This window comes from Yersinia intermedia (genome assembly GCF_900635455.1).
In the GTDB taxonomy this organism is placed as follows: Bacteria; Pseudomonadota; Gammaproteobacteria; order Enterobacterales; family Enterobacteriaceae; genus Yersinia; species Yersinia intermedia.
In genome coordinates, this window is sequence record NZ_LR134116.1 from 1,075,729 (window position 1) to 1,100,899 (window position 25,171).

Below are 25,171 nucleotides of genomic sequence, written 5' to 3' on the forward strand. Positions count from 1 at the left end.
CCATTGTTTTGGGCACATAGCAGGCAGACCGGGAAGGATGACAATCATGAAAAACGAGACCTGCTATTCTGATGCTGACAGACAGTACATTAGGGCACACCGACAACGCTGCTACCGGCCAGGTACGGTGTCCACGCTGGTGGGGCTGATACTGGTGGCGATAAGCGCCCCGACAGTTTGGGCAAAAGTGACTCACTCCACAGGCACCATTGAGGGGCGGCCTCCCACTGCAACGGGATTACTCAATGTGATGTTCCCGGGGGGAACCACGGCTGTGACCCAAAATGTAGTAGTAGGAACAGCCCATAAACCCAATGATTTTTGGCTTTCTGCATCCGGCCTGATATTGAAAGACCAGGACAGTGATACGGGGTTAAGTGCCTCTCTGGATACCGCCGCCGTGACCTGGGTCTGGAAGTACAACAATGTGGCGCTCACACCAGCACAACTGGCGGCACCGTTCAGTGCGTCATTTTTAGGCAAAACACTGACCGTGGTTGCCAGTGCCCCGATAGCAGTCTCCTCGCTCACAGGGGCCCCAACAACCAGCAGCCCCAGTACCCTCAGCAGCGCCACATACACACTTGTGGTACCTGCGAGTTTACCGGTGGTGCGGGTAAATGGGGCCAGTTTCGCCTTAGACTCTGGCTTCCCAAAAACCGGCTTCAGTCAGGCCACATTCCAGTTTTGGATGAACGGGACCAGCGCCAGCGGGAACAGCAATTACACTTTCGCTGCTGACCCGCGGGCACCGTGGGTCACTGTTAACCCCGCAACCGGTGTAGTCACATTCGTCGCTGAACCTGCGTCCGCACAAACCGTAAATATCACCATTACTGATACGCGCACGAACGAAGTTACACCTTACTCATTCACCATTGGCACCTGGTTTGTGAACAACGGGAGTAACAAAATGACAGCAGCCCAGGCTGATTCCTATTGTGCCGGTTTAGGGGCGAGTTACGGAGTGCCAAGTTATTTAAAAATGACGAATGCGGCGACAGGAACAAATGGAACGCGCGCACCTGATGGCAGACTTTGGGATGAGTGGGGGAGTTTAGGTGTTGCGGACTACACAGGTTCCGGTTGGGTCAGCAACTACCATTGGGCGTTTGAACTGTATGGTACCGGCAGCAGCAGCCGGTACGTCGTCTTCCTCAGCGTTGGCAACATGTCCGGCTACTTCTCGGCGAGTCAGCTCTATGTTGCGTGTTCGAGGACTCTTTGATCTCTATAACCATAGATCATAAGCCGCCACGATAAGCAGGTAAGTAAAGCGTCCGCGCCACGGATGGCGCGGTTCAAACCAACAAGGTGGTCGTTGCTAAAAGGGAATATGGCGTCTTTATGATCTGCCTATTCTCTGCGCCGTTGGCTCCTTGTCAGCAACTTCAAAAATAACCGAAAGTGTCTGTCCTTGGTTACTTACTGCGCGTTTTGGACTTTACCCGCTTGCGCGGCAGTTTTCACCCAGCCATCAAAGGTGGCCTGATGAGCCTGAATCCAGCCATTCACATGACGTTCAATATCGGCATCTGACGATTCACCTGCGTGCATCCGCATGTTCTGCGCATTCACATCATTAATCGATAATTTCATGATAGAGAACAGCTTAGCGGCAGCCGGGTTAGCTTCAGCCCATTTTTTGTTAGCCACGATATGCATCACACTTGGTGGGAAGCCGTAGTTCGCACCATTAGACAGCTTGGTGTCGATAGTTTTATCCGGCAGGGAAGAGAAAGGAACCTGCAACCATACTACGTCACGGCCCGGTACCAATACATCACTGACCCAATAAGGTGTCCAGGTGTAATACAGGATCGGTTTGCCTTCTTTGTAACGGGTAATGGTATCGGCAATCATCGCGGCATAGTTACCCTGATTATGGGTAACGGTATCGCTCAGACCATACGCTTTGATCTGATGATTTATCGGTGCTTCACAACCCCAGCCCGGATTACAGCCGGTTAGATCGGCTTTGCCATCGTTATTGGCATCAAACAATTTGGCGATTTTCGGATCTTTTAGCTGCTCAATATTGGTAATGTGGTATTTATCAGCGGTTTTTTTGTCAATCAGATAACCCTGTGCCAGCCCTTCAATATAATTACCCTGACGATAAAATTTGGCATCGCCACCGGCCGCATTATATTGGTCGTTATGCAGCGGTACCCAATTAACCGCCAGATAGGTGGCATCACCTGCGCCGATAGTTGAATACGCAACGTTGTAGTCTACCTCTTTGGTCGGTTGGACATCGTAACCGAGTTTTTCCAAGGCTTTATTGACCAGAGAGGTCTGGAAGGTCTCTTCCGAAATGGTACTTTGCAGTGGCTGGACAGTGATGCCTTTGCCCGGTAATTCTGCGGCGGATAACTGAGTGCTGATCAGTGTGGTGAGGGCCAAGGCCCAGATTCCTGTCGAACGCATAGTTGTTCCTTTTTAAGCTATTTTACTTGCCATTTTGAACGGGGCAGCGCTCAACGCACCTGCGGTGATTGCGCGCTGCCCATGTCCAAACTGCCTGTGACAATTACGCTTAAATTTGAGCGTAATAATTTGAAATTACTTAGTATTTCGAAATGGTTTAGTGATAAGCCCAATCGGGCCGGCTGCATACCAGCGGCCAATGCCTTTGGTACGGCGATCACGGCCTAATGATTGGGTCAGGCGGTCAAGGATAATCGCCAGAATCACGATACCGACACCACCGACGGCGGCCAGCCCCATATCAAGGCGGCCAATACCGCGCAGTACCATTTGACCTAAGCCCCCGACAGCAATCATCGAAGCGATAACCACCATCGACAGTGCCAGCATCAGGGTTTGGTTGACACCGGCCATGATGGTTGGCATCGCCAGCGGTAACTGCACTTTGAACAGTAATTGGCGTGGATTAGCGCCAAAGGATTCAGCGGCTTCGATCAGATCTTCTGGTACCTGTTTAATGCCCAAAATAGTCAGCCGGACAATGGGGGGCAGAGCAAAGATGATAGTCACGACCACGCCGGGGACGTTACCGATACCGAATAGCATAACGATGGGCACCAGATAAACGAATGCCGGTGTAGTCTGCATGGCATCCAGTAACGGCCGAATTATACGTGCGGCATTATTACTGCGTGCCAGCCATATCCCCATCGGTAGCCCGATAAGAATGCAGAAGAACAACGAAGTCAAAACCAGTGCCAGTGTCACCATCGCTTGTGACCACGCACCAATAGCGCCAATAGCCACCAGTGAGATCAGGGTTGCCACGCCCATTCCTAAGGTGGAGAACTGCCAGGCGATCAGTGCGAAAACCAGAATCGCGATCGGTGCTGGCATGCCCAGTAGCAGGTGCTGAAAGCCACTGAGAATAAAATCAACCGGCACACGAATGCCCTGGAACAGCGGGCGAAAATGCAGCACAACCCAGTCAATACCGTGAGTGACCCAGGAATCCAGTGGCACCCAAGTGTTATGGAACGGGTCCATCAGGCTGAAATGTTCGGGAGCAGCGGCCGGAGTACTATTCAACCAATCGGTACTTTGTGTCGCAGTGCTCTGAACGGCCTGAGAAGCAACCTCATGGCTGGCACTGCTTGCGGCATGGCTACCCTCGGCCATGCTCGCTCCCCACGGGTCAGCAGCGGCTGACAGTGTCTGAGGGGCAGTATCCGTAGCTACCGGTGCTGCTGAAACCGCCGCATCCGTCGCCCAAGGGTTACTGTCTACAGGGGTACTGTTTTGAATTGGATCACTCATTTGGCGTTTCCTTATCTAAGGCCTGCAACAGCATGGCTTTGGAAATAATACCGATATAACTGTTGTCTTCACCGACCACAGGGACCGCACACGGCGCCTGGGCAACCAGTGAAATCAACTCACTGAGGGGCATATCTGCGGGAACCGGTGCCGGATCGGCCAGTAAGGCACTATCCAGCGACTGGCTCTCAGACAAGGCTTTTTTCAGTGAATCTATCGATACCACGCCAATAAACTTCTGCCCGCGTTCCAGCACATAGCCATAATCGCGGTCTTCGTCTTGCAGCAGTTTTAACGCCGAACGCGGGCCGAAACCCGGGGTTTTACGGATTAACGATACCGGGCGACGGCGCGCGATATCCTTGGCACTAAAGACGTGGCTGATATCGACGCCACGGAAGAAGGTGCGCACATAGTCATTAGCCGGATTATTCAGTATTTCATCCGGGGTGCCGACTTGTACTACTTCGCCGCCCTGCATAATGGCGATACGATCACCAATGCGCATGGCTTCATCCAGATCATGAGAGATAAAGACAATGGTCCTTTGATGTTTGGCCTGTAATTTGACCAGCTCATCTTGCATTTCTGTTCGTATTAAGGGGTCTAGCGCCGAAAAGGCCTCATCCATTAATAAGATGTCAGGGTTATTGGCCATCGCACGGGCTAAACCGACGCGCTGACGCATCCCGCCGGAAAGTTCATCGGGGTAGGAGTGGGCATAGCTTTCCAGACTCACCTGACGCAGTGCTTCCAGCGCTTTGTCGTGACGTTCCTGCAAAGGGACGCCAGCCAGCTCCATACCGAATGCGGTGTTATCGAGAACATTCAAATGGGGCATTAATGCAAAGGACTGAAAGACCATACTGATCTTATTACGGCGAACGGTGCGCAGGGCACTATCAGATATTTTTGCAATATCTTCGCCATCGATCAGTACTTCTCCACGGGTGGGTTCTATCAGACGATTGAGAAGGCGTACCAGGGTGGATTTACCGGAACCGGATAACCCCATGATGACGAATATCTCGCCTTCTTCAATGGCCAGATTGGCATCTTTAACGCCAACGGACAAACCAGTTTTGGCAAATATCTGCTCTTTATTCTTACCTGATTCAAGCAGCTTAAAAGCCCGTTCTGGATGCTCACCAAATATCTTATATAAATTTTTTACTTCGAGTTTAATTGCCATGCAGTTGGTGTATTCCTCTGTCAATTTTGAATTATGTTTATTCGATCAATGTTTATCCTGATGAAAAAATAGAGCGCCATATACCCTAACACAGTGAGAATCTGAGACAACCCTCAATGTTCTTATAATCTGAATTGCAATAGTCCTTATCTCAGTATATATCTTTTAAACTTGTTAATTTACATGCGTTAATATTGTGTTTTTTTGATGTGCGTGTCTCGTCTAATATCGATAGGCCGAGTTAACTCTAATTAGTGAGTTAATGGTGTGAATGTTGTCCCGGTATATCCAATATATGGCTTATGTCATTATTGATTATATCTCTCCGATCTTTGCCTCTGCTTAGTCTTGGACTTAGGCGCTCTTCAGCACGCTGATATCACATTTTTATCGTCGCAATATATACGCTGAATCCCCCTTATACACTGGCCTGCGCCTAAATGAGCGGTGAGATGAAAATTTCAGTTTTTAGTTATGGGTCTGTTCATCAAGGAGGTAAAACGCAGACGGTGCTGTGAATTGTTTTCGAGGTGACTGAGGCTTTAAATCATCACAAAATAAACGGCAGCCTCGCTGTGACTGCCAGTGGGTGTGGATCCCCTCATTTTTATGCCATAAAAGTGAGGGTGAGGCGCAGGCGGGGAAAGCTTAAAAGTCCCAGTCTTCGTCTTCGGTGTTAATCGCTTTGCCGATCACATAAGAGGAGCCTGAACCGGAAAAGAAATCGTGATTTTCGTCTGCATTTGGTGATAATGCCGCCAGAATCGCCGGACTGACCGCTGCCTGACTGGCCGGGAATAAGGCTTCATAACCTAAATTCATTAATGCTTTATTGGCATTATAATGCAGGAACTTTTTGACATCTTCGGTCCAGCCGACCTTATCATACAGGTCCTCGGTGTAACGCACTTCATTGTCATATAAGTCTTGCAGCAGATCGAAGGCAAAGTTCTTTATTTCCTGACGGCGAGCATTATCGACTTTTTCCAACCCTTGCTGAAATTTGTAGCCGATATAATAACCATGTACGGCCTCGTCGCGGATGATTAATCGAATAAGGTCGGCCGTGTTGGTTAATTTAGCCCGGCTGGACCAATACATCGGTAAATAGAAGCCGGAATAGAATAAAAATGATTCCAAAAATACACTGGCTATCTTTTTCTTCAGTGGGTCATCATTATGGTAGTGCTGTAAGATAATATCGGCTTTCTTTTGTAGTGGGCCATTTTCTTCACTCCAGCGATAGGCGTCGTCCACATCAGATGTCATGCAAAGAGTAGAAAAAATAGAGCTATAAGAGCGGGCATGGACCGCCTCCATAAAGCTAATATTCGAGAATACCGCTTCCTCATGAGGGGTGATTGCATCTTTAATCAGTGCCGGTGCACCCAAGGTATTCTGAATAGTATCCAGCAGTGTTAGGCCGGTAAAAACCCGAATCGTAAGTTGTTGTTCATTAGGTGTCAGCGTTGCCCAAGAAGGAATGTCATTTGATAGTGGGACTTTTTCTGGCAGCCAGAAATTAGCCGTCAGGCGGTTCCATACATCCAGATCTTTATCGTCTTCAATCTTATTCCAGTTAATGGCACTGACGTGCGCTATCGGTTTTACTGCACTCATATCATTTTCCTTATCAACCATTTTTATTCATTCAGTGCCGCGCATTACAGCGAGCAAGAAACACAGCCTTCGACTTCCGTGCCTTCAAGTGCCATCTGGCGCAGCCGGATGTAATAAATGGTCTTAATCCCTTTTTTCCAGGCATAAATTTGCGCTTTATTAATATCGCGGGTGCTGGCGGTATCACGGAAGAACAGGGTCAGTGATAGCCCTTGATCGACATGCTGTGTTGCCTCCGCGTAGGTATCGATGATTTTCTCCGGCCCTATCTGATAAGCGTCCTGATAATATTCAAGGTTATCGTTAGTCATATAAGGTGCGGGATAATATACCCGGCCAATCTTGCCTTCTTTGCGAATCTCAATCGGCGAGACAATCGGGTGAATACTCGATGTCGAATGATTGATATAGGAAATAGAACCGGTAGGGGGTACTGCCTGCAAGTTCTGGTTATAAATACCGTGTTCCATCACTGACTGGCGTAATGCGGCCCAGTCCTGCTGATCGGGCAGTACAATAGCGGCCTGAGCAAATAGTGCCTGCACCTTGGCGGTTTTAGGCTGCCAGCGCTGTTCGATATATTTAGTGAAATAAGTACCTGAGGCATAATCTGATTCATCGAAGCCTTTAAAGTGCTTACCCCGCTCTATTGCCAGTTGGTTTGAGGCACGGAGGGCATGATATACCACGGTATAAAAGTAGATATTGGTAAAATCGAGCGCTTCTTCTGAGCCGTAGAAAATACGTTCGCGGGCCAGATAACCGTGCAGATTCATCTGCCCGAGGCCAATAGCATGAGATTCCTGGTTACCTTTCTCAATAGAGGGCACCGAGCGAATATTGCTCATATCGGACACGGCAGTCAGCCCACGAATAGCGGTTTCAATCGATTTGCCAAAGTCTGGTGAATCCATGGTATGCGCGATATTCAGCGAACCAAGGTTACAGGAGATATCTTTGCCGATATGGCGATAACTAAGATCGTCGTTGTATTCGGTTGGTGAATTAACCTGCAAGATTTCTGAGCACAGATTGCTCATATTGATTCGGCCTTTAATCGGATTGGCGCGATTAACCGTGTCCTCAAACATCATGTAGGGGTAACCGGATTCAAACTGGATCTCGGCCAGAATCTGGAAGAACTCGCGCGCCTTGATTTTGCTTTTGCGGATACGCTTATCATCGACCATCGCGCGGTATTTTTCGCTAATACTGATTTCTGACATTGGTACACCGTAAACCTGTTCTACATCGTAAGGAGAGAACAGGTACATTTCTTCGTTATTCTTCGCCAGCTCAAAGGTAATATCCGGGATAACCACGCCTAAGGAGAGGGTTTTAATTCGAACTTTTTCATCGGCATTTTCGCGTTTGGTATCCAGAAAACGTAAAATATCAGGATGATGGGCATGGAGATATACCGCTCCCGCACCTTGCCGTGCACCCAACTGATTAGCATAAGAAAAGGCATCTTCCAGCATTTTCATGATCGGGATGACGCCGGAGGATTGATTTTCAATTCTTTTGATCGGCGCACCGACTTCACGAATATTACTTAGCAGGAAAGCGACCCCGCCGCCACGCTTGGACAATTGCAGTGCTGAGTTAATGGAGCGGCCAATTGACTCCATATTATCTTCAATACGTAACAAGAAGCAGGAGACAAGCTCACCACGCTGTTTTTTACCACAATTGAGGAACGTCGGCGTTGCTGGCTGGAATCGGCCAGAGATTATCTCTTCTACCAGTTCCTGCGCCAGTGTCGGGTTGCCTGCTGCCAGAGTCAGCGCCACCATGCAAACACGATCTTCATAGCGTTCCAGATAACGTTTGCCATCAAAGGTTTTCAGGGTATAGCTGGTGTAATATTTAAATGCACCGAGGAAGGTAGGGAAACGAAATTTTTTGCTGTAGGCCTGTTGGAATAATCCTTTGATAAAGCTGAAATCGTACCTTTCCAGTACCTCTTTCTCGTAATATCCTTCTTCGACCAGATAATCGAGTTTTTCCTGCAAATTGTGGAAAAACACGGTGTTTTGATTCACGTGTTGCAAGAAATACTGGCGTGCCGCCAGTCGGTCTTTATCAAACTGGATATGTCCATCGGCATCATAGAGGTTCAGCATCGCATTCAGCGAGTGATAATCAAGCTCGCTGCTGGATGGTTCAGTGATATTCAGTTTTGTCGTTGCCAAAATTCAGTTACTCCCATGCGCACATTTGCCACATCTTCTGCTGTACCCAGTAGTTCAAAGCGATACAGATAAGGAACCTGACATTTTTGGGAGATGATTTTCCCTGCCAGGCAATAGGCGTCGCCAAAATTAGTGTTACCCGCCGCAATAACGCCGCGGATCAATGAACGGTTGTGTGGATCATTTAGAAATCGAATAACCTGTATCGGTACTGCTCCTATCGGGCTGCCGCCGCCATAGCTGGGTACTAACAAAATATAGGGTTGCTCAAGTTGTAGTTTCCCTCGCGCACCGGCAATGGGGATGCGTATTGCCGGGAGTGCTAACTTTTTGACAAAACGGTGAGTGTTCTCCGAAGAGCTGGAAAAATAGACCAGCGGATTCATGTCGCTACCCTTATCAGGCACTGACGGCCTGAACCAATGCATTAATTTTGTCAGGGCGGAAGCCAGACCAATGCTCATTACCTGCAATAATCACCGGCACTTGCTGATAGCCAAGAGATTTCACATGATTTAATGCTTGTAAATCTTCTGTTAAATCAATTGTTTGATAGGCTATTCCTTGTTTGTCAAATGCGCGGTAAGTGGCATTGCACTGGACACAATCAGGTTTACTGTAAATAATAATTATCATGATTCGTATTTACCTTTTATGTTAAGAAAAGGCGGATTAGCCGAGTTGTTGATGCGCTGTGACCACCTGCCTCTGATAATCAACTGCGGTTTCATTTCCGTAGGTGATTAAATGAATACTATATCTAGTGTTTATTTAATTCAACCACACTATATGTAGTTTTTTTGATGATTCAACAGCAAGTCAGAGATAGGGCCACCAACTCGGGGCACCGTGAGATGCTATCGGCAAGTCTGAGGCGTCAGTTGGTAGGGGGGGTTGAGGTTGAACAACAAGCTGGAGGAGTACAACTGCTGGCGCGACTGGGTAAGGGGTTTGCTGATTATGCCGTAGCAAGGTGGGCGCGACAGCAAGGGTTGGTGGTTCAGGCGCTGGCCCGCAGTGAGTTTAGTATCACTCGGGCCACCAATTAACCAAACCGCCAGATATCGTTATTAACACAAGTAGACACAGCAATGAGGGTGTTAAAATACCGGCGATGTATTGGCTATCAGATTATTTTTAACGGCGTGCTAACAGCACACCCAGTACGATACCGATCGCAGCACCAATACCGACACCTTGCCATGGTTTGTCGCGGATGTAGTCATCTGCGTTACCTGCAACATCGCGTGCATGCTGTTTTAGGCTGGTCGAACCGTTGAAACGTGCTCGTGCATCACGTAATACACCTTCGGCATTGTGGCGCACCTTGGTCAGCTCCTCTTTGGTTTTCTCACCTGATGAACGCAAGACATTGTCGAGAGTATCTGCCAGAAGGGTCACGTCCTGATTGAGATCTCTTTCAATTTTTTCTGATTTCTTGAACATTTGACGCTCCATTTTGCCTGATGAACATTAAGCATAGACCATCAAGTCGCTGTGACATGTGCTTCAGGACTAATCCGAGGGCGAGCGGAGAATTAACCACAATGAAACTGCCGCACCGCGAATTGTTTTTAAATAATGTGAAGCATGATGCGTAGCGTAAATAACAATCACTATTACTTTGTACATTTGGTTACTTTACGAAACCAATGACTCACGGAAAGGAAAAATTGATTCCTCTATGATTCTTCCAACGGCCCCACAGGGGGCTTAGCGAAACAAACTCTGAGGATTTTAAAATGAAAAAAGTATTAGCGCTGATCGTTGCTGCAACCATGGGTCTGTCTTCTGTTGCTTTCGCTGCTGAAACTACTGCAGCCGCTACAGCAGCACCAACTGCAACCAGCACTACTGCTGCTCCTGTCGCAGAAAACGCAGCACCAGCTAAAGCAACTCACCATAAAAAACATAAAGCAACCAAACAAACCACAGAACAAAAAGCACAATCTGCTAAAAAACATGTGAAAAAAGCACCAGCTCAAAAAGCACAGGCTGCTAAAAAACAAGTGAAAAAAGCGCCAGCTCAGAAAGCTCAGGCTGCTAAGAAACACCAGAAAGCCGCTAAAAAATCAGTAACAGCTCCAGCAGCATAATTATGCCGGAATGCGGGCCATTGAGTACCGCACCGTCTAGCCAATTCCAGACACCCGGTTAATGCCGGGTGTCTTTTTTTATAGGCTAACCATCATGATCAATCGTTATCTGTTTGAACTGATTTTCAGTGTGATGACCCTATGTGGTGTATCACTTGCCTGTGCGCTGTTTCTTACCGACACCTTTATTTAGTCTCGCAGAGTCTGGATGGCATGTGGCGTCACCCTAATAGTGTTGCAATATCAGCGCAAAATATGTTGTTGATGAAGGAACTCAACGATCTGTTGAACCGTTTGTTGATGTAACTTTTCTCTTTTTGTCACTGATGTTGCACAGATAAAGTCTTCGCCTTCCTCTGCCAGAACTGCGCGGGCTGTCGGTTTACAGGTTGGCAGGAAATCGAAATGGCCGCTGTGGGCTAAGGTTCTAGTGGTTATACCCGGCGGATTAAGCTGCTTTATCCATTCACTCCCGCCCAGATTTAATGCCATATTCGGTGAGATAAAATAGTGAGCATTAATCAGAAGCAGTGGGGCTGTTAAATGAAACAAGCTACTGTTTTGATAAAATGGCACCATGCCGGGGTCCAAAGCGACCGCAAAACGTAAACGTTTATCGGCATAATTCCCTTCAAATTTCCGCACTGGAAGTGCCTTTAATTTTACGTCCGCACGGGTATAAAACTGGCAGTTGGCTTGTTCGGGTTGCTGTTGGCAGCCGGCAATGAAACGTGGAAATGAAAGCGTTGCACCCAATGCCGCAATGGCACTGTAACCCCCTTTCGAATGGCCAATGACCCCAACAGGTTGATTATCCAGTACCGACTTCCAGCGTGAATCAGACAGTAGTGCACTAATAATAAAAGAGATATCTTCAGTTTGTAACCATAGCTGTGCTGATTCAGCCGGTATTGAGTTGCCAGTGGTACTACCCGGATGATTGGCTGCGACTACCACCATTCCTTGCTGTACCAACTTATCTGCCAACCACGCCATACTGGTATTGTTTCCACCACTGCCGTGACTGAGGACAACCAATGGGAACTGGCCTGCGGCAAGGGGGGCGTCAGGTAAAACCGAGATACTGTTGAAGACGGCGTTATCAGCCAGTAGGGTTGTTGTTCCCTGTTTCGCCGTTGGATAATAAATTAAGCTATCAAGTTGGCGCTGGCGTTGAGTGTCATTGAATGAAACGTGAGTAACCGCTGTTTGCCAGCCATAACTGACCATCGGGAAAAACAGCAAAAAACAGAAGCACAGCACAGCATTTTTCATGATTTAATATCCTGACTGATTGAGTTCTGTGTCACCTTAGAGGGAAGGGAATTTAGCCGCGACCTCGATCATGATCCAGTCCCTGAACCTGCTTGTTTTCGCTTATCTGGCTGTCTACACTACAAAACCGTTATTCACGATATCCACTTGTTAAGGCAAGGGTTATGCCACTGATCCCCGTCTCTTTTCTGTTATCAATTTTATGTATTGGTTTGTTTTATCATTTGATTAAATCCGGTAAGCAGAGCGGATTCTTACTGCTGCTATTGCTGGTTTGTGCATTACAAAGCGGGTTGATTGGCTTGCGCTACGGCTATCATCTTGCCCTGTTTAATGGCTTACAACCTATCGTCGCTATGACTATCCCACCGCTGACCTATTTAGCACTCCGCAGTACAGCCGAGGAGAGAAGGGTGGGTATGTGCCAGCCTGGGATACATGCTTTAGGCCCTATCGGTACGGCAATTTGTGTCTGGATCGCGCCGCAGTGGCTCGATGCAATGGTCATTATCAGTTATTTGTCTTATGGCCTTGCGGTGCTGGTTTACTTGCGTCCTGGTGAGGATCGTTTGCAACAGATCGCTGTGGAAAAAAGTTGGCTTAGCTACCGCTTATGGCTTCTTATGGCTATCTTGCTGATTGGGTCGGGGGTGGGCGATATCATTATCAGCGCCGACTATGCATTTTTTGCCGGAAATCAGGCTGGGCTAATAGTCAGCCTCAGTAATCTTCTGATTACGTTGGCGATGTGCTACACCCTGGCGACCAGCGCACATCGTGAAGAGCCGACGGTTGAGTTGGCGGTAACGGATGATAAGCCATTAGCTGAATCGCTGGAGGCACTTTTCTCTATCATCTTATTGACCTTAAAGAAAAATAATCTGTATCTGGAGAGCCAACTCAACTTGTCAACGTTGGCGCGCAAAGTTGGCGTTGCCCCGCGCAAAGTGTCGCAGGCGATTAATCAGCAAACGGGGCAAAATGTTTCGCAATACGTTAATCAGTTGCGGGTCGATCATGCCGCGATGCTATTGATGCGTACGGGGCTACCGGTGATCGATATTATGCTAGAGGCGGGGTTTCAGACTAAATCCAATTTCAATCGCGAGTTTATGCGAGTTAAGGGCATGACCCCATCGCAATGGCGTGAAAACAGGCCCTCACGGGAGGCTGAATAAGATTTTATTATCCGTAACTGAGTTAGCCCTCTTTTGTGGCGGCTCACCCGCTACGGGCGGTTTTGGTATGCGACTGCTATGGCGACACTACCACGCCAGCAACGGATTATTAACGCGCCAGTCGGGTAAAAATGGTGTTGTTTGGCTCGCCGGTGTGTGGACTATTCCGAAATAGTCGTTTTGAGCCAATAAATACGTGGTTTCCCTTATTTATTACGGTAAGGTCGCTCAATAGCAGTCAAAAAGAGGGGAAATAAATGTATTTACGGCCAGATGAAGTGGCTAAGGTCCTGGAGAATGCCGGTTTTGATCGGGATTATACAGTGGATCAGGCTTACGGTTATCGCAAAGCGGAACATTACGTTTATGTTAACCGCGAAGCCCGAATGGGCAGGACAGCATTGGTTATTCATCCCGCGCAAAAAGATAAAAGCTTGCTATTTGCCACACCAACGGCAACTATTCGTATCAGTGATAAGTATGTCGAGTTTCCGCTTTATCTGGCCGGTGAAGCTGACGACCGCTATGGTATTGCCCACGGTTTTAGCTCAAGAGAAATGCTATTGCGCTATCTAAACAGTATGTACCCGTAAAACTAGCCCACCTTGGCGCAATAAATTTCACCGCGCCGTAGTGCCAGAATCAATGCAATACGGCGTCTGCTTCCTGATTAAATTGCATATTATACTGTCGGCGGAATTGCGCCAATTCAAAGGCATCTAAATCCAGTTCTGCGAAATAGAACAAAGCCGCTTCGGTATGTTCGGCTGTTAGCATTGGGGATATATGTGAGCGAATCAGCGTATTGCGCCATTGCATCACATTTTCGTCGGAAGGATCTTTGATAAAGGTTTGGTAAATAAAGACCAGATAAGCTGCCTTTCTCACATCCTCGGCATAGCCATTGCTGGTGGAGCGGATAAACATTTGTGTCTGGCGTTGCCCCATTTCTTGCAACATTGATTCAATATAAATCGGTTTTATCTTCAGTAAATTGGCCAGTGTATCCACCGCTTTACGGGTATCGGATGTCAACACACGGTAGCCGACAATAAAAACTACGATCAAAACAGCAATAATTATCCACGTCATTGAGTGTTTCTTTGCGCCATAAAAGGTGTAATTGACAACGTAAAATTATCTGGCTGTTAAGACGCCTGAGTAGATAAAATCAACGAAGTGTTTAAGGGTTATCGCCACTGAAATTATCGCTATTTTTTTGCTGGTTATTCAGATGATGATTAAAAGCGGCAGCATCTTTCGCCAGAGCGTCAAGATGCGCACCCAGCACTTTAATTTGCCGAACCAATGAATGTTGCTCCGGCAAGGTGTTTGCGGTGTTAAGCTTTCTAAGCAACATATCATTTTTAGCACGCAATGCTGTTTCCCGTGCTTTTGACTGCTCCAGTTCATGTTTTAATGCATTGTAGCTTGCCTGCCATGTCTGGTGCTGTTTCTCAAAAGTTGACTGCAACTCACTCATTGCATTAAGAAACTGTACTTCAAGCTCACGCATTGTCATTGCTTTTCCTTTATGACGGCTTCCGATTTTCATTGGCATTATAACGAAATCTGAGCATAACCTCACCCGCTAGAATCTGTCTTTCTAGCCCGGCACAGGATGCATCCGGGCGATGTATGACCGTTGGTTTTATACCCGTCATACTTCAAACTGCATGTGCGTTGGCTGCCATTACTCACCCAAGTCATTGAGTTATCTCAACTCCATGGGTTCATTTCGTTGCCGCCTTCCTGCAACTTGAATTATTTAGGGTATATCATAATTTATGCACAATTTGTTTTTATCATTCATTAATACTCAAAATAAATAAGGCTTGCTATTAATATCTCAGCATGCGTTAATAGCTTCATCGGTTTGTAGCACAGACCTATTTATGTAAGCCATTTAAGTAAAGCAGTTCCTAGTTAAAGCGATATTTTTAGACATCACTTCTCCGACGAATTTCCTTCTTTAGTGCCCCCATAAGTAACTCTTGATCAGCAGACCACAATTGCCACGTTTTGGCACAAATAATGAAGGAAATATCTCTATGTCTAATAAAATGACTGGTTTAGTAAAATGGTTTGACGCTGGTAAAGGTTTTGGTTTTATTTCTCCTGCTGACGGTAGCAAAGATGTATTCGTACATTTCTCTGCAATCCAGGGCACTGATTACAAAACTCTTGATGAAGGCCAGAACGTAGAGTTCAGCATCGAACAAGGCCAGAAAGGCCCTTCAGCTGTAAACGTAGTAGCACTGTAATTTACACTGCTATCATGAACGTTTAGCTGTAATTAAATCTGGCTCAGGTCAGATTTTTTTTGGTAAACGCATTGTTGGTAACACTATTGTTGGAAAGTTGCGATAGCGATGATGGCCTAAGCCGGAGCAGACAATAATATCCTCAATAATATTATTCTTATTTCTTAAATAAGAATTACCAACAACCTAAAAACCTCGCCACGGCGGGGTTTTTTGTTTTCTAATCTTGTCGATATTGATTCTTTACTCTGGAACACCTCCCTTAGTTATATTTAAACTGCCGCCGATACACTGCAGGTGTGATCCCTACTTTTTGGCGAAATGCATTTCTAAAACCTTCAATGGTTTGAAATCCGCAATATTCAGCAATCCTTGCAATACTCATCTGATCCCTTTCTAGTAATTCTTTCGCTTTGTGCATTCTCTCGTGCTGTAACCATATTTTGGGCGATTGGCCCGTGGCGGCAGAAAAATGCCGTAAAAATGTTCTGTCACTGAGCGCCAATTCGGCAGCCATCTGGCTGACACTCCAATTATGGGCCAGTTGCCCGCGCACTTGCTGCATCATTTTTGCCATATCCCGATGCGTTTCTTTGGCAAGAGGCAGTGGAATAAATTGCTGTTGCCCACCCCGTCTCTGGGGTGCCATGACTAACCGCTGTGCTACCTGATTGGCAATTTTAGCCCCAAAATCACGGGTAATCAGATGTAAGCAGGCATCAATACCGGCACTGCTACCCGCAGAGGTGATAATTTGCCCCTCATCAACATACAACACATTGGCATCGACATGAATGTCAGGGTAGTGTTGCGCCAGATAATCGGTATAGCGCCAGTGAGTCGTGGCGCTTTTCCCCTGTAATAACCCCGCTGCCGCCAGTACAAAAACACCAGAACAGATGGATATAATGCGTGTACCGCGTGCAACTGCTTGCTGCAAAGCCTCGATAAGTGCTGTTGGAGGGGGAGAGTCAGGGCTACGCCAACCGGGTATTACAATGGTTTTAGCCTGTTCCAGTAGGGACAGATCGGTATCAACTCGAATATGTAGACCACCATTGGCCGTTGTGATGTGTTGATCTACACCTACCACTTGGTGCCGGTACCAGGGAAAATCAAATTCAGGGCGCGCTAACCCAAATATTTCCTGCGCAATACCAAACTCAAATAGGCACAATCCGTCGTAAGCCAGCGTCACCACTAATCCCGGCTCTTCCTTTGGTCTGTTGGCAGATATTGACGCAGTGGAAATATTCATTGGCGTATCTCAGTGGTTTATTGTCATGTCTGCCACTGTAATCAGCTAATGCCATTTCATAAAGTGGTGTTTTATAATATTGAATGGAGAAATCATATGAGCAGTTTAGTCAGTCAAACCCCACCGGCTTGTGCCGAACGCGCATTACAGTACTTTTCTCAGCGTTTAGCATTTGAAACTGATTGCTCAGATGTCTATACCTGCCAGCAGCAAGGTAATGTGGATTTTGTGTTGGTGGACGTGCGTAGTGAGGCGGCATTTGCCACGCTACACCTACCGGGAGCTATCAATATTCCTCATCGATTAATGGATGCTACTTTGCTTTCAGTTTATCCACCAGAGACATTATTTGTGATTTATTGTGCTGGCCCACACTGTAACGGTGTTCACCGCGCAGCTGTTAACTTGAGCAAACTTGGCTATATGGTTAAGGAGATGATAGGTGGTGTAACGGGCTGGCGTGATGAGGGGTTACCGATGCACACTAAAACTCTGGCCATTGATAAACCCAGTGATCCGGTGAACTGTGGTTGTAATATATGAATGTAAACATGTCGTTTTTTCGTGCGCAGGGCAATTGGCGTTATTATTCTTGGCGCTCATTATCGGTTAGCTGATAGAGTAACCGCGTTTACTCATTGCGGGAATTCTGTATGCGGTCTATTTATCTGTGGATAGCCGTGGTGGCTATTAGCATTACGGCACTCGTATCTCAGCTCAGCTTCTTTTTTATTGAACCTCAAATGGGGTGCAGCGCAGGGAAAGTTTTAGTGCTTAAACGCATTCCGAAGATGAACTTTATCGATAGCCCACAAGGATACTGCCAGCGCCAATATCCGACAGAAGACTATGCTCGCTGTGAGCCAAAAATCCTCCCCTTGCTTTTGGAGAGCACTCAAGCTTTGTATGAGTTGCCATTTAGCGCTTATTTTTATGAGATGAGCTACCAGCCTAATGGTTAGGTATTCACTGTGGTCACTATACTATGTACTGCATATTGTTATTTTTAATATACGTGTAAGTAAAATAGTTTCATTGCTTTAATATATAGCATAAAGGAGTTAGCGGTGAATTGGACGGAGGTTATGGTATCCGCAGGTGTTGGTGTGGTTTTGTCTGGTATCACAACAATATTACGCAACAGAAATAAACTTAATAAGATTAGTGCTATTCTGCTGGTTATTATTCCAATTGTGGTCGGGAATATTATTTATTACCAATATATTAATCCGAACGGGCTACGGAACGGTGATCGTGCGCGAATAGAAGATTCTTTTGAAAACGTTCCAGTATTACAGACAATAAAGCAACAAGACCCGGTGCTGTATACTCAACTGATTAACAATTTTGTCAATTCGATAAAAGCGGGACATTCTGAGCAGCAACTGATTGACGAAATGAAGCAGACAATTGCGGAGTTAACGGTAAAACGCATTCAGCGCGCGCCTGATGAAAATGTGATTACTTATATGCAAGTTATCTTGGAAGAGTTGCGCTATTATCAGGAACATAATCGTAGCGAAATGCTCTGTTTTAAAGCTCTCTTCCCGCAGGTCAGTGGGGGAGTTAATAGCACTAAAGTGTTACCTACCGAACTGCTAATGCGTGATCTGGAGGCGATCAATCTTTTGTTTAAAGCCTCTACTGGTGAGTTCGTAAAGCCGACCGATCAAGAGCATGAAAGCAAACTGAAAGCCATTGTGCAGCGGATGGAGCAGCAGTACGGTAATGATTTACAGATGTTCGTAAATCCAGCCGCTCCTGATGCCGATCGCGAAAAAATCTGTGATATGTCCATCGATATGTATACCCAGATATTAACGCTCTCGCCTAAGGATGCGGGGGCTATTTTGCGTTCAATGTTAGCGGGGGAGTAAAGGATAGCGAAAGATGTTTTTGCCACAAAAAATATTCTGATGTGAAGGAATGTCTACTCAATCACTCTCTTTCTCTCATTATTATGATAGGTTTCACTCAGTGGAAAATAATCTCTGGTTGGAACTTATCCTATTATCCTGGTGATATTTTGCTGATTAGCAATAACAATTGAACTGATGACGCGATAATTAACCACTTGGATGAAATGGCGCGTGTGCTAATTAATAGGCTATCTCTCTTGGTTTGTGGGAACTAATCGGCGAATTATGTTGTAAGGTGATATTATAATGAATATATCGGTTATCTAATTTAATGTTTTTTGTTGTTTTTATAGATGTAGATCAACTTTATTTATAGTCAACTTTAGAACTGTCTTGGTTTTCTTTGATTTTCCTCATCTAAATCTGATATTTATCAGTTTAGTGCTGTTAAGTTCCAAGTAAAGAATAGAAAATTAGTCATTAATGCTAAACATGGTATCAATTACTCATATTAATGTTTAGTGCTACGCTTAATTACTTGTTGAATCTTTGTCTGACAGGCAATGCCCTATATTTGCTGGCTAATTTATCAAAGGATGATTCATGTCTAAACGTCTATGGCTCCGAAATACCCTACTAACAGCGGCTTTACTCAGTGTTTTTTCTGTTCCCGTTAGTGCCGCAACACATACGCTGCAACTGGCTATCGGTGATGAACCCACAGAAGGATTTGACCCGATGTTAGGCTGGAGTCACGGCAGCTATCTGCTGCTGCATAGCCCGTTGCTAAAACAAAATGAAGATCTTAGCTGGCATGATTTTCTGCTGAGCCAGTATAAAACCAGCGATGACGGTAAAACCTGGTTACTGACGCTCAAGCCGGGCCTCAAATTCTCTGACGGCTCTCCTCTGACAGCCAAAGATGTGGTGTTTACCTATAACAATGCGGCTGCCAGTGGCGGTAAAGTCGATATGGGTAATTTCCTCAGCGCCGAAGAAATTGATCCCCTCAATATTCGTATCCAATTGAAAGCACCACAAAGTACTTTTGTAAATGTGTTGGGATCGCTGGGGATTGTTTCTGCTGATAAATATAATGCCAAAACCTATGCGCAAAACCCTATTGGTGCTGGTCCGTACCGTTTGGTGAGTTTCCAACCTGGCCAGCAAATGATCGTGGAAGCTAACCCTCATTATGCGGGTAATAAAAATGATTTCGATAAACTGATTTTTGTTTTCCTTGACGAAGATAGCGCCTTTGCTGCAGCACAAAGTGGGCAGTTAGGGGTAGTTCGTATTCCACCATCGATGGCGGCCGGCCCGGTTAAAAACATGAAGTTATGGGTCCGACCAAGTGTGGAAAACCGGGGCATTGTGTTCCCAACCACCCCAGCAGGTAAAAAGGATGCGCATGGTTACCCGATTGGTAATGATGTAACGGCTGATGTTGCTATCCGCCGTGCCATTAACTATGCCATCAACCGTCAGCTTCTGGCCGACCAAATTATGGAAGGTCATGCTATTCCTGCCTATACAGGTGTGCAGGGGTTACCATGGAATAACCCAGATTCGGCCATTAAAGATGGTGATATCGAACAAGCCAAACAGATATTAGAGCAGGCTGGCTGGAAGCTAAACAGCCAAGGTATTCGGGAAAAGAGTGGGGTTCCGGCCAACGTGACGCTTTGGTATACCAGCGGTGATACTACGCGGCGCGATTTAGCCCAGGCACTGCGTTCGATGCTAAAACCTATTGGTATTGATGTTGATTTGAAATCCGGTAGCTGGGAAAACGTTGAACGTAATATGCATGCTAACCCCACGTTATTTGGCTGGGGTAGCCTTGATCCAATGGAGCTGTACCATCACTACAGCAGTAAAGCTGCCGGTGTTGAATATTATAATCCGGGCTACTACCAGAATCCGGTAGTTGATAAACATCTGCAACAGGCACTGGACGCACCAACTTGGGAACAAGCGGTGCCATTTTGGCAACAGGTTGATTGGGATGGAACGACCGGTGCCGGTATTCGTGGTGATGCGGCATGGGCGTGGTTGTTGAATATTCAGCATACTTACCTGGCTAATGATTGCGTTGATTTAGGCAAGGGGGCACCGGAAATCCATGGTTCCTGGTCATTGCTTAATAGCCTTGATAGCTGGAAATGGACCTGTCAGTAATGAAGGGGTTCTCGCTATTTACTCTGCGTTTAATTTGCCTGCTGTTAATCACCGCAGTAGGCACTTTTACGCTGCTGAGCTTTTCCCCAGTAGACCCAATACGCGCCTATATTGGCAGTGAGCTGCTGCATGTTCCACCGGAACAATATCCACTGATTGCGGCGCGGTGGGGGTTGGATCTGCCTTTGTGGCAGCGTTTCCTACATTGGTTTACTCAGGTTTTGCAAGGTGATTTGGGTTACTCCATGCTGTATAACGCGCCGGTCTCACAGGTTATTGGTGAACGTTTTGCCACCTCGTTTGCGTTACTGCTTTCGGCATGGCTATTCTCCGGCATTGTTGGGCTACTGCTGGGGCTGACTGCGGGGCGTTATCTTAATCGCTGGCCTGATCGTCTGATCTCAACCCTGTCATATTTATTGGCTTCGCTGCCCACTTTCTGGATTGGTTTATTGTTGCTGTCATTATTTGCGGTGAAGCTGAATTGGGCGCCGATTTGCTGTGCATGGACACCCGGCAGCACTGCTGAAATAGCCAGTTGGGGCGATAAACTGCGCCATCTCATTCTGCCAATGCTGGCTTTAGGATTATTGGGTGTTGGCAACATTGCGCTGCATACCCGCGCCAGAGTTGCTGAAGTGATGAACAGCGAATTTATCCGCTATGCCCGCGCACAGGGGGATAAGGGCTGGTCATTGGTTCACTTCCATATTTTACGCCATGCCATTACGCCAGCACTGTGTCTGCAATTTGCCTCAGTGGGGGAATTACTGGGGGGTTCGCTGTTAGCGGAGAAAGTTTTTGCCTATCCCGGCTTAGGGCAAGCCACTATTGATGCCGGGCTTCACGGCGATATTCCGTTACTGATGGGGATCGTCATGTTTTGCGCCATATTAGTCTTTTGCGGTAACAGCGTTGCCAACGCACTGTTACATCGCTTGAATAGGGGAGCTGCGCGGCAATTATGACTTATAACCCAAACCGGGCGTTATTCCGGCTGTTCGTTTCATTGGCGCTATTATCCATTTTAATCGTTTATGGTTGGGTTATTTACCCCATTGAAGTTCCAATGGATCTGATGGCGCGCCGCCAGCCACCATCACCGGCTTATTGGTTTGGTACGGATAGTCTGGGGCGTGACCTGTGGTTGCGCTGTTTTCAGGGCATGACAACCAGCTTACAAATTGGCCTGATTGCTGCTTTTGCCAGTGGGCTGTTGGCGATGCTCACTGCCAGTTTGTGTGCTATCAATAAAACGCTGGATTATATCATTCGCGGATTAATTGACAGTATGTTGGCATTGCCTCACTTGCTGTTGTTGGTGCTGATCTGTTTCACGTTGGGGGGCGGGAAACAAGGCGTTATTCTGGCGGTAGCACTCACCCATTGGCCAAAGCTCGCATTGATTCTACGTGCAGAAATCTTACGTATTCGTGAGACTGATTATGTGATGCTATCTCATCGGTTGGGTAACAGTAATTTTTACCGTTGGCGTCATCATCTGCTACCGTTATTACTGCCACAATGGATTGTTGGCACACTATTAATGTTCCCCCATGCGGTGTTACACAGCGCAGCGCTCAGTTTTCTTGGGTTTGGGCTGTCACCCCATGAGCCGTCGTTGGGGATATTATTAGCGGATGCACTGCGTTACCTGAGCAGTGGCGCATGGTGGCTGGCATTTTTCCCTGGCCTGATTTTGGTGGGATTGGTATTGGTATTTGACCAGTTTGCCCGGTCGCTGCAACAACTCTGGGTGAGGATAACCTGATGTTGAAATTTGCAAGGTTCGCTATTGATGTTGCTCATTATCGCTGGCTGGGGCGAAAAACTTGGCATCCTTTGCTGAGTAATATTTCTTTGGAGGTGAATCCGGGGGAACTGGTGGCGTTAGTCGGCGGTAGCGGTGAAGGCAAAAGTTTGTTGCTGCAAAGTGTATTAGGTTTATTGCCGGACAATATGCGTTGCCATGGTGAGATTATCCTTGATGGCGATGTTTTGTGTGCTCAGGACAAAATTGAGCGGCGTGGTAAAACGTTATGTTATGTTCCTCAAGGGGTTAGCGCCCTAAACCCATTAATTAAAGTCGGCTCACAGATGACCCGCGCCGCGCAGCTTAGTGGTGTAAAACTGCGGTTGGAAGATGTGGCAATGCAACTGCAAACCTACAATCTTGCGCCGGGGTTGGTACATGATTTCCCTCGTCAACTCTCTGGCGGCATGGCAAAGCGCGTGCTGACCAGTTGTGCCACGTTGACTAATGCCCGTTATATCTTGGCAGATGAAGTGACCTCATGGCTCGACGACGAGCATGCCTGCCAGTTGCTGACTCACCTGCGAGCTTTTTGCCAACAAGGGCGTGGCATTCTATGGGTAACCCATGATCTGGCATTAGCGGCACGTTTTGCCGATAAAATTGCGGTGTTACATCAGGGTAAGTTACATGAGACGCTGAGTGCCGAAGAATTGAAGAATAACGGTGGTAGCCCTTGGCTACAATCACTATGGGCCGCACTGCCGGAGCAACAATTTGTTAGCCCGCATATAGCCGCGACAGAGGTGGGCGAATATGTTTAGTGTCGATAATCTGACGGTGGTTCAAGGTGGCAAACTGTTGTGGGATGGTCTGTCCTTTTCTCTAACGGCGGGAGAGCGTTTAGGTATTTCGGCCCCCAGTGGTTTTGGCAAAACGACCCTTGGCCGTGTATTAGCACAATGGCAATCGGCAACATCAGGGCAAATTTTAATCGATGGTGTACCGCTCGCTAAAAAGGGCTATTGCCCCATTCAATTGGTGCCTCAGCACCCAGAACAAAGTTTCAATCCTTACCGAACGACGGGTGAGAGCTTACATGATGCCTGGCGGCCCGATGCTGATTGGCTTGAGCGGATGGCTGTTAATCCTGATTGGTTGAAACGCCGACCTGATGAGTTATCGGGGGGGGAATTGGCTCGTATTGCACTGTTACGGGCACTGGATCCGCGCACCCGATATTTGATTGCTGATGAAGTAACGGCACAATTGGATGCACATGTTCAGGCGCAAATTTGGCGCGTGTTATTAGATGAGGCTGCACACCGTCGTTTGGGGCTTATTGTTTTTAGCCACAATAAATCTTTATTGGAAAGGGTATGTTCGCGCATATGGATACCTGAACGAGAAAGCAAAAAAAAGCATTATTTAAACTCCGAGGCTAAGCCTCAGACTGGTTTGGCATGGATAAAAACAGGATAACCATAGTGTTAATTAATAATGGCGAAATGACCTGTCTCTATATCCTAAATAATTCGAGTTGCAGGAAGGCGGCAACCGATTTGTACAGCATTTATGCTAGCCCGTAGGGTGAGCCTCAAGGATGAGGCTCATTAATCCCGGCGAGCTTACTGTCGTAAGTGATTCGGGTTATTGAGTGTAGCCAACGCACATGCAGCTTAAAGTATGACGGGTATATCAGGTGATTATAGTAACTCAATGCCTAATGATGGGAGGGCTATTATGTAAAACAAATTTATTGATTAAGATCACATTACTCTTTGAGTAATGATAAGAATGCGAAACTATAACGTTGTAAACATAAGGAATAGCACATTAAGATAAATTTATATAAATGACTTGAGTTTATATTAACATGAGGGACGCTATTATGTTATCCGGCAGTTAATATTATTACCTGTTCGTATAAGTGTAAGTACCCTTAGGTTTTGTGCGATTTTGTTTCTACCTCAATACTCCTGCTTAGTATCATATTTTGATGCAGTATATCTTACATGCTTTTTTTTCAATGAATATAAATCCGCCTCTATCCGTTTAACTTATTGATATTTAATGGTGTTTTTTAATGTAAATCTCATCGGTAGAGTGATTTTTATTAAGTTGTCAATTAATGATGAATTTTCCAGTTTTTGGTCTATATTGGTTAGAGGTGTTTTTTTTATAGCAATATATTGTTTTGTAGCCATCTCTGTTACAAAAAAAACACACACCAAAATTAGCTCTGAATAAGGGATTCATTAGCTATGGGGCACAGAGGCTTAATCGGTTCATCTGTTTGTTTCTCACTGTGGATAAATGCAGTAATCCTTTTCTGTTTTAGTAAAAAAATATTACCGGATGCCATTCACCTATTGATCGGCATAACTAAAAGCGGTAAAAAACACCTATCAAAAATTCATCATACAAATCAACCAGGCTGGATAACACCATCATACTCGATTGTAATGTCTTGTTATGTAACGGGGGGGTAGTCGTTCTTTTGCTATTTTAAGTCGCAGCAAAAATATCGGGCAGCAGATTGATGGTAATTAA

26 protein-coding genes are annotated in these 25,171 nt (G+C 46.3%); 14 read left to right on the top strand and 12 right to left on the bottom strand.

The genetic code is table 11. The annotated features are described in order from the left end of the window. Positions 1 to 46 precede the first annotated feature (46 nt). Positions 47 to 1,228: a hypothetical protein gene (locus tag EL015_RS04995; protein WP_032907559.1), complete on the top strand. Its 1,182-nt coding sequence runs from the start codon at positions 47 to 49 to the stop codon at positions 1,226 to 1,228. A 197-nt stretch (positions 1,229 to 1,425) separates the two neighbouring features. Here EL015_RS04995 and proX read toward each other — a convergent pair whose 3' ends face one another. The 7 genes from proX to nrdH all read right to left on the bottom strand — a co-directional run bounded on the left by proX (position 1,426) and on the right by nrdH (position 9,390). After that, positions 1,426 to 2,430 (bottom strand): glycine betaine/L-proline ABC transporter substrate-binding protein ProX, encoded by a 1,005-nt coding sequence (proX, locus tag EL015_RS05000; protein WP_005190772.1) that lies wholly within the window; start codon positions 2,428 to 2,430, stop codon positions 1,426 to 1,428. A gap of 135 nt (positions 2,431 to 2,565) precedes the next feature. Further along, positions 2,566 to 3,747, bottom strand: a complete 1,182-nt coding sequence (gene proW / locus EL015_RS05005) for a glycine betaine/L-proline ABC transporter permease ProW (protein WP_032907558.1) — start codon at positions 3,745 to 3,747, stop codon at positions 2,566 to 2,568. Continuing rightward, on the bottom strand, positions 3,740 to 4,939 hold the full coding sequence (gene proV / locus EL015_RS05010; protein WP_005190752.1) for a glycine betaine/L-proline ABC transporter ATP-binding protein ProV: 1,200 nt from the start codon (positions 4,937 to 4,939) through the stop codon (positions 3,740 to 3,742). The genes proW and proV overlap by 8 nt, the downstream gene beginning before the upstream one ends. A 648-nt stretch (positions 4,940 to 5,587) precedes the next feature. Beyond that, entirely contained in the window at positions 5,588 to 6,559 is a 972-nt protein-coding gene (nrdF, locus tag EL015_RS05015) for a class 1b ribonucleoside-diphosphate reductase subunit beta (RefSeq protein ID WP_032907556.1), read from the bottom strand. Between the two features lie 44 nt (positions 6,560 to 6,603). Then, positions 6,604 to 8,754, bottom strand: a complete 2,151-nt coding sequence (gene nrdE, locus EL015_RS05020) for a class 1b ribonucleoside-diphosphate reductase subunit alpha (protein ID WP_032907554.1) — start codon at positions 8,752 to 8,754, stop codon at positions 6,604 to 6,606. Next, positions 8,736 to 9,140 carry a class Ib ribonucleoside-diphosphate reductase assembly flavoprotein NrdI gene (gene nrdI, locus EL015_RS05025; protein WP_005190743.1) on the bottom strand — a complete coding sequence of 135 codons (405 nt, stop codon included), beginning with the start codon at positions 9,138 to 9,140 and terminating at the stop codon, positions 8,736 to 8,738. The genes nrdE and nrdI overlap by 19 nt, the downstream gene beginning before the upstream one ends. A gap of 13 nt (positions 9,141 to 9,153) precedes the next feature. Next, positions 9,154 to 9,390, bottom strand: coding sequence for a glutaredoxin-like protein NrdH (nrdH, locus tag EL015_RS05030; protein ID WP_005190740.1), 237 nt, complete (start codon positions 9,388 to 9,390; stop codon positions 9,154 to 9,156). Positions 9,391 to 9,557: 167 nt separating this feature from the next. Between nrdH and EL015_RS05035 the strand changes: the two genes are divergently transcribed. Continuing rightward, positions 9,558 to 9,803 carry a hypothetical protein gene (locus EL015_RS05035; protein WP_032907553.1) on the top strand — a complete coding sequence of 82 codons (246 nt, stop codon included), beginning with the start codon at positions 9,558 to 9,560 and terminating at the stop codon, positions 9,801 to 9,803. Between the two features lie 88 nt (positions 9,804 to 9,891). Here the strand turns inward: EL015_RS05035 and EL015_RS05040 are convergent, their stop codons facing one another. Then, entirely contained in the window at positions 9,892 to 10,200 is a 309-nt protein-coding gene (locus tag EL015_RS05040) for an ElaB/YgaM/YqjD family protein (protein ID WP_032907552.1), read from the bottom strand. Between the two features lie 296 nt (positions 10,201 to 10,496). Between EL015_RS05040 and asr the strand changes: the two genes are divergently transcribed. Next, the gene (gene asr, locus EL015_RS05045) at positions 10,497 to 10,850 is read left to right on the top strand and encodes an acid resistance repetitive basic protein Asr (protein WP_005190730.1); all 354 of its coding nucleotides are present in this window, start codon (positions 10,497 to 10,499) and stop codon (positions 10,848 to 10,850) included. Positions 10,851 to 11,093: 243 nt separating this feature from the next. Here asr and EL015_RS05050 read toward each other — a convergent pair whose 3' ends face one another. Next, positions 11,094 to 12,125 (bottom strand): alpha/beta hydrolase family protein, encoded by a 1,032-nt coding sequence (locus tag EL015_RS05050; RefSeq protein ID WP_005190722.1) that lies wholly within the window; start codon positions 12,123 to 12,125, stop codon positions 11,094 to 11,096. A 164-nt stretch (positions 12,126 to 12,289) separates the two neighbouring features. On the opposite strand from EL015_RS05050, the gene EL015_RS05055 reads away from it, so the two are divergent. Together EL015_RS05055 and EL015_RS05060 are read left to right on the top strand one after the other, a co-directional pair. Continuing rightward, positions 12,290 to 13,303, top strand: coding sequence for a helix-turn-helix domain-containing protein (locus tag EL015_RS05055; RefSeq protein ID WP_005190716.1), 1,014 nt, complete (start codon positions 12,290 to 12,292; stop codon positions 13,301 to 13,303). Positions 13,304 to 13,560: 257 nt separating this feature from the next. Next, a complete protein-coding gene (locus EL015_RS05060) occupies positions 13,561 to 13,896 on the top strand; it encodes a DUF2002 family protein (RefSeq protein ID WP_005190713.1) in 336 nt (111 codons plus the stop codon). A gap of 49 nt (positions 13,897 to 13,945) precedes the next feature. Here the strand turns inward: EL015_RS05060 and EL015_RS05065 are convergent, their stop codons facing one another. Next, positions 13,946 to 14,395, bottom strand: coding sequence for a DUF1198 domain-containing protein (locus tag EL015_RS05065; protein WP_005190710.1), 450 nt, complete (start codon positions 14,393 to 14,395; stop codon positions 13,946 to 13,948). 91 nt (positions 14,396 to 14,486) lie between these two features. Next, the gene (locus EL015_RS05070) at positions 14,487 to 14,825 is read right to left on the bottom strand and encodes an MbeD/MobD family mobilization/exclusion family protein (RefSeq protein WP_032907551.1); all 339 of its coding nucleotides are present in this window, start codon (positions 14,823 to 14,825) and stop codon (positions 14,487 to 14,489) included. Between the two features lie 529 nt (positions 14,826 to 15,354). Between EL015_RS05070 and cspE the strand changes: the two genes are divergently transcribed. Continuing rightward, positions 15,355 to 15,567 carry a transcription antiterminator/RNA stability regulator CspE gene (gene cspE / locus EL015_RS05075; protein WP_005275958.1) on the top strand — a complete coding sequence of 71 codons (213 nt, stop codon included), beginning with the start codon at positions 15,355 to 15,357 and terminating at the stop codon, positions 15,565 to 15,567. A gap of 262 nt (positions 15,568 to 15,829) precedes the next feature. Here cspE and ftrA read toward each other — a convergent pair whose 3' ends face one another. After that, positions 15,830 to 16,825 carry a transcriptional regulator FtrA gene (gene ftrA / locus EL015_RS05080; protein ID WP_005190701.1) on the bottom strand — a complete coding sequence of 332 codons (996 nt, stop codon included), beginning with the start codon at positions 16,823 to 16,825 and terminating at the stop codon, positions 15,830 to 15,832. Between the two features lie 96 nt (positions 16,826 to 16,921). On the opposite strand from ftrA, the gene EL015_RS05085 reads away from it, so the two are divergent. From EL015_RS05085 to EL015_RS05120, 8 genes are all read left to right on the top strand, one after another. Next, positions 16,922 to 17,368 carry a rhodanese-like domain-containing protein gene (locus tag EL015_RS05085; RefSeq protein WP_032907549.1) on the top strand — a complete coding sequence of 149 codons (447 nt, stop codon included), beginning with the start codon at positions 16,922 to 16,924 and terminating at the stop codon, positions 17,366 to 17,368. 110 nt (positions 17,369 to 17,478) lie between these two features. Further along, the gene (locus EL015_RS05090) at positions 17,479 to 17,787 is read left to right on the top strand and encodes a hypothetical protein (protein ID WP_005190694.1); all 309 of its coding nucleotides are present in this window, start codon (positions 17,479 to 17,481) and stop codon (positions 17,785 to 17,787) included. 105 nt (positions 17,788 to 17,892) lie between these two features. Beyond that, positions 17,893 to 18,702, top strand: a complete 810-nt coding sequence (locus EL015_RS05095; RefSeq protein WP_032907548.1) for a hypothetical protein — start codon at positions 17,893 to 17,895, stop codon at positions 18,700 to 18,702. 585 nt (positions 18,703 to 19,287) lie between these two features. Beyond that, positions 19,288 to 20,865, top strand: a complete 1,578-nt coding sequence (locus tag EL015_RS05100; RefSeq protein ID WP_005190688.1) for an ABC transporter substrate-binding protein — start codon at positions 19,288 to 19,290, stop codon at positions 20,863 to 20,865. Then, the gene (locus EL015_RS05105) at positions 20,865 to 21,833 is read left to right on the top strand and encodes an ABC transporter permease (protein WP_072088766.1); all 969 of its coding nucleotides are present in this window, start codon (positions 20,865 to 20,867) and stop codon (positions 21,831 to 21,833) included. The genes EL015_RS05100 and EL015_RS05105 overlap by 1 nt, the downstream gene beginning before the upstream one ends. Continuing rightward, positions 21,830 to 22,636 carry an ABC transporter permease gene (locus EL015_RS05110; RefSeq protein WP_032907546.1) on the top strand — a complete coding sequence of 269 codons (807 nt, stop codon included), beginning with the start codon at positions 21,830 to 21,832 and terminating at the stop codon, positions 22,634 to 22,636. The genes EL015_RS05105 and EL015_RS05110 overlap by 4 nt, the downstream gene beginning before the upstream one ends. After that, positions 22,636 to 23,442 carry an ATP-binding cassette domain-containing protein gene (locus EL015_RS05115; RefSeq protein ID WP_005190686.1) on the top strand — a complete coding sequence of 269 codons (807 nt, stop codon included), beginning with the start codon at positions 22,636 to 22,638 and terminating at the stop codon, positions 23,440 to 23,442. The genes EL015_RS05110 and EL015_RS05115 overlap by 1 nt, the downstream gene beginning before the upstream one ends. Further along, positions 23,435 to 24,100, top strand: a complete 666-nt coding sequence (locus tag EL015_RS05120) for an ATP-binding cassette domain-containing protein (protein ID WP_032907545.1) — start codon at positions 23,435 to 23,437, stop codon at positions 24,098 to 24,100. Before EL015_RS05115 ends, EL015_RS05120 begins: the two co-directional genes overlap by 8 nt. Positions 24,101 to 25,171 lie beyond the last annotated feature (1,071 nt).